Here is a 13,477-nt window from a genome sequence, read left to right as displayed (position 1 = left end):
GGCTAACGCGTTTTAAGTTTACAGGATATTTTTTGCGCATTTTTTAAGGAGCGGTAATGCAACAACAGATAACGCGCTGGCTGGAACAGTTTGGGTTGGAATTCGGCGGAGTGATGTCGCTGTTGATGGTATTGGGGTTGATTGTCCTGATCTCGGTCGCGATCCACCTGGTGCTGCACCGGGTGGTGCTGGCCGCCCTTCAGCGCCGTGGCCAGCAATCGCAGCGCGTCTGGCAACAGGCCATCACCCAATACAAACTGTTCCAGCGCGTGGCGCTGCTGCTGCAAGGGGTGATCATCAGCATCCAGGCGACGCTGTGGCTGCAGAGCGGCAGCCAGACCCAGGCGGTGATCGTCACCGCCGCGCAGGTGTGGATACTCGCCTTCACTCTGCTGTCGCTGTTCTCGCTGCTGGATACGCTGCTGGCGCTGCTGCGCCAAAGCCCGATCTCCAATCAGCTGCCGCTGCGCGGCATTTTCCAGGGCCTGAAACTGGTGGCGGCGATCCTGATCGGCATCATGATCGTCTCGCTGCTGATGGGCAAATCGCCGCTGCTGCTGCTCAGCGGCCTGGGCGCCATGACCGCGGTCTTGATGTTGGTGTTCAAGGATCCGATCCTCGGGCTGGTGGCCGGCATTCAGCTCTCCGCCAACGATATGCTGAAGATCGGCGACTGGCTGGAAATGCCGAAATATGGCGCCGACGGCGCGGTCACCGATATCGGCCTGACCACGGTCAAAGTGCGTAACTGGGACAACACCGTCACCACCATTCCCACCTACGCGCTGATCTCCGACTCGTTCAAAAACTGGCGGTCGATGTCGGAATCCGGCGGGCGGCGCATCAAGCGCAGCCTGAATATCGACACCGGCAGCGTGCACTTCCTGTCGGAAGAGGAACAGCGCCGCCTGCAGCGCAACCCGCTGCTGCACAGCTACCTGAACGTCAAGACCCAGGAGCTGAGCCAGCATAACCAGGAGATCGCCGTCGATCTAGCCTCGCCGCTCAACGGCCGCCGCCTGACCAACCTCGGCACGCTGCGCGCCTATCTGGAAGCCTATCTGCGCGCTCACCCGCGCATTCACCAGAACATGACGCTGATGGTGCGCCAGCTGGCGCCGACGCCGGAAGGCCTGCCGCTGGAAATCTACGCCTTCACCAACACCACGGTCTGGGCGGAGTATGAAAGCATTCAGGCGGATATTTTCGACCATATTCTGGCGGTGATCGACGAGTTCGGCCTGCGCGTGCATCAAACGCCAACCGGCAATGACCTGCGCGGCATGCTGCTACAAAACGCGAACGCTTCCTGACGTCGGCTGACGTAACTGTGTCTGCTGGTAATGATGTTCTTTCAATTGCCAGCAGATATCTCCATCCCCTTCTTTTCCCCGGCGAAAACGGCGTTAATGCGCCATCACCTTCACCACCGAGAGGGAAAGCCCTTGCTGAAACGGTTACGTCATCGGCTGTTTACCCTGATGGCCACCCTGCTGTTTATCGGCTGCCTGCACAGCGCTTCGCTGGACGAAAGCCGCATGCCCCGCAATCTGCAACCTTCGCTGAGCGCCCTCAGCAGCAATATGCAGGACATTCGCGAAGTGCTGGCGCGCTGCGCCGGCGAGGAAGAGGAAGAACGCCTTAACGGCGGCGACATGCGTATCGAAGCGCGCGCCGCCGGGGAGGATGAAGTGGAAGACAAACGCCTGGCATAATAGGTTAAAAAAAGCCCCATTTTGTTGCGCCATACGCAACACCTGGCTATGATGCGTATAGCGCAACACTCATGGAGCCGTCAGGATGATAAGAAGCTTCAAGCATAAGGGACTCAAAAAGTTTTTCGAAACCGGTTCAACGGCGGGTATCGACGCCAAGCAGGCGAAGAAAATCGCGCTGCGGCTGAGCGTGCTGGATCTGGCGAAAGTGATTGATGACGTAGATCTACCCGGCTTCTTCTTGCACCCGCTAACGGGCGCTCGCAGCGGACAATGGTCCGTCACCGTAACCGGCAACTGGCAACTGGCAACTGGCGTATCACGTTTGAACTGGTCGAGGGTGATGTTTATATCGTGAATTATGAGGACTATCACTAATGAACCGCATGCATAACCCCCCTCATCCTGGCGAGTTGATCAAAGAAACCATGGAAACGCTGAATCTCAGCGCGCGCGCGCTGGCTAAAGCGCTGGACGTTGCGCCCTCCACGGTTCAACGCCTGATCAGCGGAAAGTCCGATATCTCGCCGGAAATGGCCATCCGCCTGTCCATCGTGATAGGCAGTTCCGAACAGGTTTGGATGGGCATGCAGGATGCTTACGATCTGTGGCAGGCCAGGCAGTCCATCGACGTTTCGAAACTGCGCAAGCTGGACTTCGCTTGACGCCAGCCCCTAAAAAAACACCGGCCTTAGCCGGTGTTTTTCCATTTAGTCTTGCTGCGTCGCCAGCGGCGCGCGTTTTTTCTGATGGTTGACCTTGAACCAGTATCCCGCCAGCAGCAATACCACCCAGACCAGGCCGGCGTACAGCGAGACGCGCGTGGTCGGGAAGTAGCCGATCAGGCCGATGATGAACACCAGGAACACGATCGCCACCACCGAGGTGAACACCCCACCGCGCAGCGGGAACGCCAGCTGCTTCACCTGCTCTTTGCTCAGGCTGCGGCGGAAGGCGATTTGGGAGAACAGGATCATGATCCACACCCACACGGTGGCGAAGGTCGCCAGGGACGCGATCACCAGGAACACGCTCTCCGGCATGATGTAGTTGAGGTATACCGCCAGCAGCAGCGCCAGCATCATCACCACCACCGTCACCCAAGGAATGCCGCGTTTCGACACCTTGCTGAACATCTTCGGCGCGTGGCCCTGCTCGGCCATGCCGTGCAGCATGCGGCCAACGCCGAACACGTCGCTGTTGATCGCCGACAGCGAAGCGGTGATCACCACGAAGTTGAGAATGCCCGCCGCCACGGTGATACCCATATGCTGGAAGGTCAGCACGAACGGGCTGCCGTTGGTGCCCACCTGGTTCCACGGGTAGATAGACATAATGACGAACAGCGTGCCGACGTAGAACACCAGAATGCGCCACGGCACCGAGTTGATGGCTTTGGGAATCGATTTTTTCGGATCTTTGGCTTCGCCGGCGGTGATGCCGATGATTTCAATGCCGCCGTAAGCGAACATCACCAGCTGCAGCGACAGGATCATGCCGATAAAGCCGTTGCTGAAGAAGCCGCCGTTCGACCACAGGTTATGAATGCCGGTCGGTTGCCCGCCGTTGCCGATGCCCCAGATGATGATGCCGATGCCGGCCGCGATCATGATGATGATGGTGGCGACCTTGAAGAACGAGAACCAGAACTCCAGCTCGCCGAATACCTTGACGCTCATCAGGTTGATGGCGCCAATGATCAGCACCACGCTCAGCACCCAGATCCAGTGCGGCACTTCCGGGAACCAGACCCCCATATAGATGCCGAAGGCGGTCACGTCGGCGATGGCGACGATCAGGATTTCAAAGCAGTAGGTCCAGCCGGTGATGTAACCCGCCATCGGGCCGAGGTAGTCCTGCGCGTAGCGGGAAAACGAGCTGGCCTGCGGGTTGTTGACCGACATCTCCCCCAGTGCGCGCATGATGATAAAGGCCACGATGCCGCCGATCAGGTAAGCCAGCAGCACGCTCGGGCCGGCCATTTTGATGGCGTCCGCCGAGCCGTAGAACAACCCGGTGCCGATGGCCGATCCCAGCGCCATAAAGCGGATATGACGCGTACTGAGGCCGCGTTTCAGCTTATTGTCGGGGGCCGTGGTGGGTGACTGTTGTTGCATGAAGATGACCCATAGTTTTAAACGTAAAAAAGCCACGGACATGTCCGTGGCCCTGGATTAAGCCGGGGAATTATCAGTGCGCGGTCACTTGGGAACGCGTGCACACCCGATCATAAATCGCGACCAGCACCAGCATCAGCAGCGAAGGCGGCAACCATGCCAACCCCTGCTCTGCCAGCGGCAGGTGAGTGGTCCAGGCCGGCAGCAGCTGCTGGAAACTGGAGGCTTTCACCGCGTCAAGGATACCAAACAACAGGCTGACAAGCATCACCGGCGCGATGATGCGTGGCGCGCTGTGCCACCAACGCAGGGTGAAGCTCAGCACCACCAGCACGATGCACGGCGGATAAATCGCGGTCAGCACCGGAATGGAGATCTGGATCAGGTGGCTCAGGCCGAGGTTGGACACCACCATCGAGAACAGGCCCAGGATAAATACCAGCGTCTTGTACGAGAACGGCAGGTATTGCGCGAAGAACTCGGCGCAGGCGCAGGTCAGGCCGACTGCGGTCACCATACAGGCGATGAAGATCAGCGCCGCCAGGAAGAAGCTGCCCAGGCCGCCGAAGGTGTTCTGAACGTAAGCGTGCAGGATCACCGCACCGTTGGTGGCGTCAGGCACCAGCGCGCCGCTGCCGGAGCCCAGCTTGAACAGGCTCAGGTAAACCAGCGTCAGGCCCACGCCGGCGATCAAACCGGCCAGAATGGTGTAACGGGTCAACAGACCGGCGTCTTTCACGCCGCGCGAGCGCGCCGCGTTGACGATAACGATGCCGAATACCAGCGCACCCAGCGTATCCATGGTCAGATAGCCGTTAACGAAGCCGGAGGAGAAAGGCACGCTCTGGTAAGCCGCCGTCGCCGGAATCGGCGCGCCGGCAGGCCACAGCAGCGCGGCGATGCCCAATACGGCCAGCGCCACAATCTTCAGCGGTGCCAGCACGTGGCCGACGGTGTCGAGCAAGCGGCCCGGATACAGGGAGATGCCGATCACCAGCGCGAAGTACACCAGGCTGTAGATGAACAGCGGCATGGCGCCGTCGCCGGTCAGCGGGGCGATACCCACTTCAAAGGACACGGTGGCGGTACGCGGCGTGGCGAACAGCGGGCCGACGGCCAGGTAGCAGACGGTCGCCAGCAGCAGGCCGGCGCCACGGCCGATCGGTGAGCTGAGGGCGTCGATGCCGCCGCCGACGCGCGCCAGCGCGATGACGGTGATGACCGGCAGACCGACGGCGGTGATCAGGAAGCCCAGCGCCGCGGTCCAGACGTGTTCACCGGACTGCAAGCCGACCATCGGCGGGAAGATGATGTTCCCGGCCCCGACGAATAAGGCAAAGGTCATAAAGCCCAGTGCCAGGATATCTTTTGACGTTAAACGATGACTCATACGATGTCGTGTTGCCTGTTCAAATGAAAAATAGTGTCCGATAGCGTGGTGGCGTGACGCCCCACCCGGTTGCCGGCATGCCCGATCGTTGCAGCGCCAAATAAGCACCCTAAACGCAATAGATCCGGCGTTTATGTCCCTATTCGAAAGTGGCCGCTCATGAAGATGGGCAAAATTTTAGGAGTTATAAAAATGGAGGTTTAATCCGACAACGAAGGCTAAGGTAAACGTTTATAGCGCTTCAAGGCAAGGCGCACGGCGAAAAGCAGAGCTATCGACCATATAAACTTTTGCCACCAGTCGATCATATTGGCTATCAATAAATATACACTACATGATTTGTATCATTTTTGAACAACAGATTCACGAAACGTGAAGCATATATCACTTTACCGCGCGAAAACGCCAATAAATGCCCGGTTTTCGCGTGGCATAAGCTCCGTTTGGCCGTAAAAAAAGGCGAAAATTACGCCGCTTTTTGCCGCTTATTGCACCGTAGCCGACGCGAGCGGCTGCAAGCCGAGCGCCTGGCGGGTCTTCTGCAGGGCGGCCGGCGGCAGCGGCAGATAGCCGTCGTGATTGACCAGGCTCTGCCCTGCGGTCGACAGCACGCGGTCGAGGAACGCGGCGGTCAGCGGCTCGAGCGGTTGATTGGGGGCTTTGTTGATGTAGATATAGAGATAGCGCGACAGCGGGTAGCGATCGTTGCGCACGTTGGCGGCGGTAGGTGCGACATAGTCCTCTCCCGACTCCGCCAACGGCAGCAGCCGCACGCCGCTGGCGCGAAAGCCGATGCTGGCATAGCCGATGCCGTTGAGCGAACCGGCCACCGCCTGCACCACCGAGGCCGAGCCGGGCAGCTCATTGACGCGCGGCATAAAATCGCCGCCGCACAGCGCGCGCAGTTTGAAATAGCCGTAGGTGCCCGAAGCCGAGTTGCGGCCGAAGCGCTGCAGCGAGCGCGTCGCCCAATCGCCGCTGAGCCCCAGCTCGCCCCAGCGCGTCAGCGGTTTGCTTTCACCGCAGCGCCGGGTGGCGGAGAAAATGCGATCGAGCTGCTGCAGATTGAGGCCGCGCAGCGGGTTGTCCTGATGCACCAACACCACCAGCGCATCCACCGCCACCGGCACCGCCAGCGGCGCATAGCCGTAACGGTGTTCGAACGCCGAAACCTCAGCCGCCTTCATCGGCCGGCTCATCGGGCCCAGCTGCGCGGCGCCCGCCGCCAACGCGGTCGGCGCGGTCGACGAGCCGGCGGCCTGGATCTGCAGGTTAACGTTGGGGTAATGCCGGCTGAAATCCTGCGCCCATAACGCCATCAGATTCGCCAGGGTGTCGGAGCCGACGCTGGACAGGTTGCCCGCCAACATGCCATCGGGCTGCGCCAGCGCGCCGCGTCCGGCCAGCAGCGCCAGGCAAAGCAACAGCCCTCGGGTTATTCGGGTCATACCGGTGTCTCGCGTTAATTTTTCACCGCATTCTCTGATAAAGCGGCGGGAACAATCAACCGGTTGGGTAAGGTAAAGATAAAGCGCGTGCCGATCCCCGGCTCGCTGAGGATCTCCAGCCGCGCGTCGTGATGGCTGAGCGCGTGTTTGACGATCGCCAGCCCCAGCCCGCTGCCGCCGGTTTGGCGCGAACGGGCCTTGTCGACGCGGTAAAAACGCTCGGTCAGGCGCGGAAGGTGTTCGGCGGCGATGCCCGGCCCGTTGTCGCTGACCTGGAACTGCGCGCCGTGCGCCGTCTGCTGCCAGCTCACTTCGATATGGGTGCCCTTCGGCGTGTGGTTGACCGCGTTGTACACCAGGTTAGACACCGCGCTGCGCAACTGGTCTTCATTACCGAACACGTTGAGCTGTTCGTTCACCCGGAAGGTGATCTCGTGATTGCCGCCACTCAGCGACTGCGCCTCGCGCTGCAACACCCGCAGCATCAGCGGGATATCTACCCGCTCGTTCATGTCGACATTGGGCGCCGCCTCGATGCGCGACAGCGTCAGCAGCTGCTTGACCAGCCCGTCCATCCGGCGAGTCTGCTCTTGCATGGTGCTCAGTGCCTTGCTGCGCAGCGAGCCGTCCTGCTCTTCATCGCCCATCATCTCCAGGTAGCCCTGCAGCACCGTCAGCGGCGTGCGCAGCTCATGGCTGACGTTGGCGAAGAAGTTGCGCCGCGCGCCCTCCAGCTGGCGCATCTGGGTGACGTCGCGCGCCACCATCAGCAGCTGCCCTTCGGAGTAAGGCATTACGCGGAATTCGACGTAGTGTTCGTTGTTCAGCTGCAGCGTCAGCGGGCGCGAGAACTCCTGCTGCTGCAGGTAGTGGCTGAATTCCGGATAGCGCAGCAGGTTGAGGATGTGCTGGCCGTTGTCTTCCGGCCAGCGGAAGCCGAGCAGATGCTGCGCCAGCCCATTACACCAGAAGATATTGCCTTCGACGGTGGTCATCACCACCGCATCAGGCAGCGATTCGGCCCCGCTGCGAAAGCGCTTGATCAGCAGCGCCAGCTCGCGCCGGCGGCGGCGATTGCGCTGCTGCATCTGATACAGGCCATAGAACAGCGGCTCCCAGCTCCAGCGGCCGGGCGGCGGCGTCATGCTGCGGTCGATCCACAGCCAATGGGAGAGTTTGAGCTGGTTGTAGAAATTCCACACCAGCGCAGCCAGCGCGGAGGCCAGCAGGAACCAGGGCAGATAACCGAAAATCAGCCCCAGCAGTAAGGCGGGCAGACAAAAAAGAGCCAGCTCCAGAGCCAGCCTCTTCCACGACAGACGTTCTAACACGGCATATTCTCCAGCGCGGCGCGATCAGTAGCGCGTTGAGAACCGGTAGCCGGTGCCCCGAACGGTTTGAACCATTTTATCATGCCCACTGGTTTCTAACGCCTTGCGGAGCCGACGGATATGCACGTCAACGGTACGGTCTTCCACATAAACGTTAGTGCCCCAGACGTGATTAAGCAACTGCTCACGGCTATAAACCCGCTCTGGGTGGGTCATAAAGAAGTGCAGCAGCTTGAACTCGGTCGGCCCCATGTCCAACGCCTGATCGTTAGCCATCACGCGGTGGGAGGACGGATCCAGGCTCAGCCCTTGCATTTCAATCACTTCTTCCACCGCCATCGGTGAAATGCGGCGCATGACCGCCTTGATGCGCGCCACCAGCTCCTTGGGCGAGAACGGCTTGGTGATATAATCATCCGCCCCCACTTCCAGGCCGCGCACGCGGTCTTCCTCTTCGCCGCGCGCGGTCAGCATCATGACCGGAATATCGCGGGTCAGCGCTTCGCGCTTCATATGTTTGATAAACTGAATGCCGGAACCGCCGGGCAACATCCAGTCGAGCAACACCAAATCAGGGAACGGCTCAGACAGGCGCGTCACGGCGCTGTCATAATCCTCGGCTTCCAACGGTTGGTAACCATTCTGTTCCAACACAAAGCACACCATCTCACGGATCGGCGCTTCGTCTTCCACCACCAGTATGCGTCTTGCCATCGTCAATCCTGCCAATGTGTTAGCGACTTTGCGGGCGCCATTATGCGTCAGTTTTGTGACACTTTTATGAAAAAAAGCGGCTGTTATAGGCAGTAAGCATAGCGATTATTTCCCGGTGCAAAGAAAAATCATTCCGTAGTCGTCGCCATTGCGCCGGGACAGGCGCCGCCGCGGCCTTTATAATCATCGCCATTACCTTTGCATCCGGGAGTGTCATGCGCCTGATCCACACCTCTGACTGGCATCTTGGCCAGTACTTTTTCACCAAAAGCCGCGCCGCCGAGCACCAGGCTTTTCTGAACTGGCTGATCGAACAGATCGAGCAGCAGCAGGTGGATGCGCTGATCGTCGCCGGGGACCTGTTCGATACCGGCTCGCCGCCCAGCTACGCCCGCGAGCTGTACAACCGCTTCGTGGTGGAACTGCAGCGCACCGGCTGCCAACTGGTGGTGTTGGGCGGCAACCACGACTCGGTAGCGACGCTGAACGAATCGCGGGAACTGCTCTCTTGCCTGAACACCACGGTGATCGCGAGTGCGCAGGGCTCCCTTGAGCAGCAGATCGTGGTGCTTAACCGGCGCGACGGCCAGCCGGGCGCCGTGCTGTGCGCCATTCCTTTTCTGCGGCCGCGCGATCTGCTCACCAGCCGCGCCGGCGAATCCGGCGCGCAGAAACAGCAGGCGCTGCAGGAAGCCATTGCCGAACATTACCAAGCGCTGTATCAGGCGGCCTGCGAACGCCGCGAGCAGTTGGGCCTGCCGCTGCCGATCGTCGCCACCGGCCACCTGACCACCGTCGGCGTCACCACCTCCGACTCGGTGCGCGACATCTATATCGGCACCCTGGACGCCTTCCCGGCGCAGGCCTTCCCCCCTGCCGATTACATCGCGCTGGGCCACATTCACCGCGCGCAGAACGTCGCCAAGTCGGAACATATTCGCTATAGCGGCTCACCGATTCCGCTCAGCTTCGATGAACTGGGCAAAGCCAAAAGCGTCTTCCTGGTGGATTTCACCGACGGTGCCCTGCAGCAGGTAGAAGCGTTAACGATCCCGCAGTTCCAGCCCATGCAGCTGATCAAAGGCGATCTGGCCGAGATCGAACGGCAGCTGCAGCAATTTGCCGACTATGCCGGCGAGCTGCCGGTGTGGCTGGATATCGAAGTGGCGACGCAGGACTACCTCAGCGATATCCAGCGCCGTATCCAGCTGATGGCGGATGAGCTGCCGGTGGAAGTGGTGCTGCTGCGGCGCAGCAAAGAGCAACGCCGCCAGGCGATCGCGCAGCAGGACAAGGAAACGCTGAACGAGCTGAGCGTCAACGAGGTGTTCGAACGGCGCCTGGCGCAGGAGGCCGACATGCCCGAAGCGCGCCAACGGCGGATGCATCAACTGTTCCGCCAGGTGGTCGATGCGGTGCAGCACAATCCTGAGGAGACCCACCCATGAAGATCCTCAGCCTGCGGTTAAAAAACCTCAACTCGCTGCAGGGCGAGTGGAAAATTGACTTCACCGCCGAGCCGTTCGCCAGCAACGGCCTGTTCGCCATTACCGGCCCGACCGGCGCGGGCAAAACCACCCTGCTGGACGCCATCTGCCTGGCGCTGTACCACCAGACGCCGCGTCTCAACGTCACGCCGAGCCAGAATGAACTGATGACCCGCCACACCGCCGAATCGCTGGCGGAGGTCGAATTCGAGGTCAAGGGCGTCGGCTATCGCGCCTTCTGGAGCCAGCGCCGCGCCAAAAACGCGCCGGACGGCAATCTGCAGGCGCCGAAGGTCGAACTGGCGCGGCGCGAGGACGGCAAGATCCTGGCAGATAAAGTGCGCGATAAGCTGGAGATCACCGCCGCCATCACCGGGCTGGACTTCGGCCGCTTCACCAAATCGATGATGCTGTCTCAGGGGCAGTTCGCCGCGTTCCTCAACGCCGACGCCAACGATCGCGCCGAGCTGTTGGAAGAGCTGACCGGCACCGAAATCTACGGGCGGCTGTCCGAACAGGTGTTCGAATCCCACAAGCAGGCCAAAACCGACCTGGATGCGTTGCACCAGCGCGCCAGCGGCATCGAGCTGCTGAGCGATGAACAGCGCCACTCCCTGACTGAACGGCTGACGGCGCTGAGCGCGCAGGAAAGCGCTCTCGGCAAGCAAACCCAGCAACAGCAACAGGCGCTGAGCTGGCTGCAGCAATGGCAGCGCCTCCAGCAACAGCAAAATGAGGGGCAACGGCGGCTGGAAACCGCCCAGCGCGAGCAGGCCGAGGCCGCCCCGCAGCTGCAGCGGCTGGCGCTGAGCGAACCGGCCGAGAAATTGCGGCCGCTGCGCGGCGAACGCGATCGCTGCCGCGCCGAGCTGCAGACGATACAACAGCAGGCAGCCCAGCTGACGCAGCAACAGGAGCAACACTCGGCGCAGCTGGCGCCGCTGCAGCAGGCGGTGGAAAAGGCCCGTCTGGCGCAGCAAGCCCATGCCGAGCATATGCGGCAGCAGCAACAGCTGATCGATGACCAGGTCGCCCCGCTCGACCATCAGATCGCCCAACTGCAGTCGACGCAGGCCGAGCGGCGACAGGCCGGCGATGCCGCCGCGCAGCAGTGCGCCCAGCAGCAGACCGCACTGGAGCAGCTCACAGCCCAGCGCAGCCAGCTGACGGCGCAGGCCGCACAGCATCAGCAGCAACTGAACGCGCTGACCGAAGCGCTGGCCGCTCAACGGCAACGGCAGCAGGCGCTGGAGGCGCAAACCCCGCTGGCCCCGCTGCGCCAGCGCCTGAGCGCCCTGGCAGATCTGCGCCCGACGCGCCAGCAGTTATTCTCGCTCGCTTCCCTTTACCGTCAGACCCGCGAGCGTCTGGCCCGGCAACAGGCGGAGCACGCCGAGCGGCAAACGCAGCTCGCCGGGCTGCAACACCAGTTGGAGAACGCGCGTCAGCAATTCAAACAGCACAAGGCGCAGCTGCAGGAAGTGGAGCGGATCCACGAGCTGGAAAAACGTATCGTCAGCCTGGAAGCGGAGCGCGCCCTGTTGCAGAGCGGCGCACCCTGCCCGCTGTGCGGCTCCACCAGCCATCCGGCGGTGGAGCAATATCAGGCGGTGCAGCCTTCGGCGACGGAACAACGCTTGGTTGAGATGCGCACCCTCGCCGAGAAACTGCAAACCCAGGGCACCGAGCTGCGCACCCGCTGTGAAGGCCTGCAAGAGCAGCAGCAACGCCAGCAGCAGGCTATCGCTCAGGATGAGCAGCAGTTGGCTGCCCAACAGCAGCAATGGCAGCAGCTCAGCGCGCCGCTGGCATTCGACTTTACCCTGGCGGAGGGCGAGCAACTCAGCGCCTGGCTGAGCGGCTGCGACGACGAAGAGCGGCGCGGGCAGCACGCGCTGCAGCAGCATGAACAGGCGGCGCAGGCGGTACAACAGGCAAAAGACGCGCTCGCCGCTCTGCAAACGCAGCAGCAGCAGGCGCAGCAACAGCTGGCGCTGCTCGAAGAGCGCTTTACGCTGCTGCAGAAAACCCACGCCGACAGCCTGCAACAGCAGCAAGACCTGCTTCAACGCTGGCAGGAAGGCGAGAAGACCCTCGCCGAGCGGCGCGCGCAGCGGCTGGCGCTGTTCGGCGAACAGCGAGTCGCCGAGGTGCGGGAACAGCTGCGCGCCAAACAAACCGCCTGTGAACAGGCCAGCTCGCAGGCCGCCGAGCAGTGGCAAAAGGCGCAGGAACTGCGCGAGCGCCTGGCCGGCCAGCAGGCCGGGTTGCAACAACAGCACACCCAAATGCAGGAACGGCTGCAGCAGGCGGAGCAGCAATGGCAGCAGGCGCTGGCCGACAGCGAATTCGCCGATGAAACTGCCTTCGCCGCCGCGCTGCTGGACGACGCCCTGCGCCGCGAATTGCAGCAGCGCAAAGAGCAGCTGCAGCAGCGGCAGGTAGAGGCTGCGGCCCTGCTGGCTCAGGCAACGCAAACGCTGGAGCAGCATCGGCAGAACCGCCCGGAAGGGGTGGATGAGGCCAACGCGGATCTCGACGCGCTCACCCAATCGCTGGCCGAGCTGGCACAGCAGTTGAAGGCACTGCAGCTGAGCCAGGGCGAGCTGCGCAACCAGCTGGAAAGCGACGCCGCCCGCCGTCTCAATCAACAGGCGCTGTTCGAGCAAATCGCCCGCAGCCAGCAAGACTACGACGACTGGAGCTACCTCAACCAGCTGATCGGCTCGAAAGAAGGCGACAAGTTCCGCCGCTTCGCGCAGGGGCTGACGCTCGATCATCTGGTTTATCTGGCCAACCTTCAGCTCGGCCGGCTGCACGGGCGCTACCTGCTGCAGCGCAAAACCAGCGACGCGCTGGAGCTGCAGGTGGTGGACACCTGGCAGGCCGACGCGCTGCGCGATACCCGTACCCTGTCCGGCGGCGAGAGCTTCCTGGTCAGCCTGGCGCTGGCGCTGGCGTTGTCCGATCTGGTCAGCCACAAAACCAGCATCGACTCGCTGTTCCTCGACGAAGGCTTCGGCACGCTGGACGCCGAAACCCTCGATACCGCGCTGGATGCGCTGGACAGCCTGAATGCTTCCGGTAAAACCATTGGCGTGATCAGCCACGTCGAGGCGATGAAAGAGCGCATTCCGGTGCAGATCAAAGTGAAAAAGGTCAACGGGCTCGGCGTCAGCCGGCTGGAGGCGCACTTCAGGCTGGAATGATCCCGCCGTGCGCGGCACAGAAGTGTGACCGCGGCGGCACTCCGCGGTGAAAAGCGTTGAGCCGCG

Annotated in this window: 10 protein-coding genes and 1 pseudogene; 6 read left to right on the top strand and 5 right to left on the bottom strand. The window is 61.7% G+C overall.

What is annotated here, in order from left to right; genetic code table 11:
• Window positions 1–56 precede the first annotated feature (56 nt).
• The 4 genes and pseudogenes from ACJ8QI_RS00865 to ACJ8QI_RS00850 all read left to right on the top strand — a co-directional run bounded on the left by ACJ8QI_RS00865 (window position 57) and on the right by ACJ8QI_RS00850 (window position 2,380).
• Window positions 57–1,313, top strand: coding sequence for a mechanosensitive ion channel family protein (locus ACJ8QI_RS00865; RefSeq protein ID WP_049270771.1), 1,257 nt, complete (start codon window positions 57–59; stop codon window positions 1,311–1,313).
• A gap of 132 nt (window positions 1,314–1,445) precedes the next feature.
• Window positions 1,446–1,715, top strand: coding sequence for a hypothetical protein (locus ACJ8QI_RS00860; RefSeq protein ID WP_049199847.1), 270 nt, complete (start codon window positions 1,446–1,448; stop codon window positions 1,713–1,715).
• 85 nt (window positions 1,716–1,800) lie between these two features.
• Window positions 1,801–2,093: pseudogene (locus tag ACJ8QI_RS00855) on the top strand (type II toxin-antitoxin system RelE/ParE family toxin).
• Window positions 2,093–2,380: a HigA family addiction module antitoxin gene (locus ACJ8QI_RS00850; protein ID WP_025160069.1), complete on the top strand. Its 288-nt coding sequence runs from the start codon at window positions 2,093–2,095 to the stop codon at window positions 2,378–2,380. The pseudogene ACJ8QI_RS00855 and the gene ACJ8QI_RS00850 overlap by 1 nt, the downstream one beginning before the upstream one ends.
• 45 nt (window positions 2,381–2,425) lie before the next feature.
• Here ACJ8QI_RS00850 and proY read toward each other — a convergent pair whose 3' ends face one another.
• The 5 genes from proY to phoB all read right to left on the bottom strand — a co-directional run bounded on the left by proY (window position 2,426) and on the right by phoB (window position 8,715).
• Complete coding sequence (proY, locus tag ACJ8QI_RS00845) at window positions 2,426–3,832, bottom strand: proline-specific permease ProY (RefSeq protein WP_019454218.1); 1,407 nt, start codon at window positions 3,830–3,832, stop codon at window positions 2,426–2,428.
• Window positions 3,833–3,905: 73 nt separating this feature from the next.
• A complete protein-coding gene (gene brnQ / locus ACJ8QI_RS00840; protein WP_038873241.1) occupies window positions 3,906–5,222 on the bottom strand; it encodes a branched-chain amino acid transport system II carrier protein in 1,317 nt (438 codons plus the stop codon).
• Between the two features lie 485 nt (window positions 5,223–5,707).
• Window positions 5,708–6,670: a PstS family phosphate ABC transporter substrate-binding protein gene (locus ACJ8QI_RS00835; RefSeq protein ID WP_049199839.1), complete on the bottom strand. Its 963-nt coding sequence runs from the start codon at window positions 6,668–6,670 to the stop codon at window positions 5,708–5,710.
• Between the two features lie 14 nt (window positions 6,671–6,684).
• Window positions 6,685–8,001, bottom strand: coding sequence for a phosphate regulon sensor histidine kinase PhoR (gene phoR / locus ACJ8QI_RS00830; RefSeq protein WP_004940434.1), 1,317 nt, complete (start codon window positions 7,999–8,001; stop codon window positions 6,685–6,687).
• A 24-nt stretch (window positions 8,002–8,025) separates the two neighbouring features.
• The gene (phoB, locus tag ACJ8QI_RS00825; protein WP_004940438.1) at window positions 8,026–8,715 is read right to left on the bottom strand and encodes a phosphate response regulator transcription factor PhoB; all 690 of its coding nucleotides are present in this window, start codon (window positions 8,713–8,715) and stop codon (window positions 8,026–8,028) included.
• 215 nt (window positions 8,716–8,930) lie between these two features.
• Between phoB and sbcD the strand changes: the two genes are divergently transcribed.
• Together sbcD and sbcC are read left to right on the top strand one after the other, a co-directional pair.
• Complete coding sequence (sbcD, locus tag ACJ8QI_RS00820; protein ID WP_060440586.1) at window positions 8,931–10,163, top strand: exonuclease subunit SbcD; 1,233 nt, start codon at window positions 8,931–8,933, stop codon at window positions 10,161–10,163.
• Complete coding sequence (gene sbcC, locus ACJ8QI_RS00815) at window positions 10,160–13,411, top strand: exonuclease subunit SbcC (RefSeq protein ID WP_442531959.1); 3,252 nt, start codon at window positions 10,160–10,162, stop codon at window positions 13,409–13,411. Before sbcD ends, sbcC begins: the two co-directional genes overlap by 4 nt.
• The last annotated feature ends 66 nt before the right edge of the window (window positions 13,412–13,477 follow it).

The sequence above is a fragment of the Serratia sp. CY84636 genome (assembly GCF_052166245.1).
Lineage (GTDB): Bacteria > Pseudomonadota > Gammaproteobacteria > Enterobacterales > Enterobacteriaceae > Serratia > Serratia nevei.
This window is presented reverse-complemented; position numbering and strand designations above follow the sequence as displayed.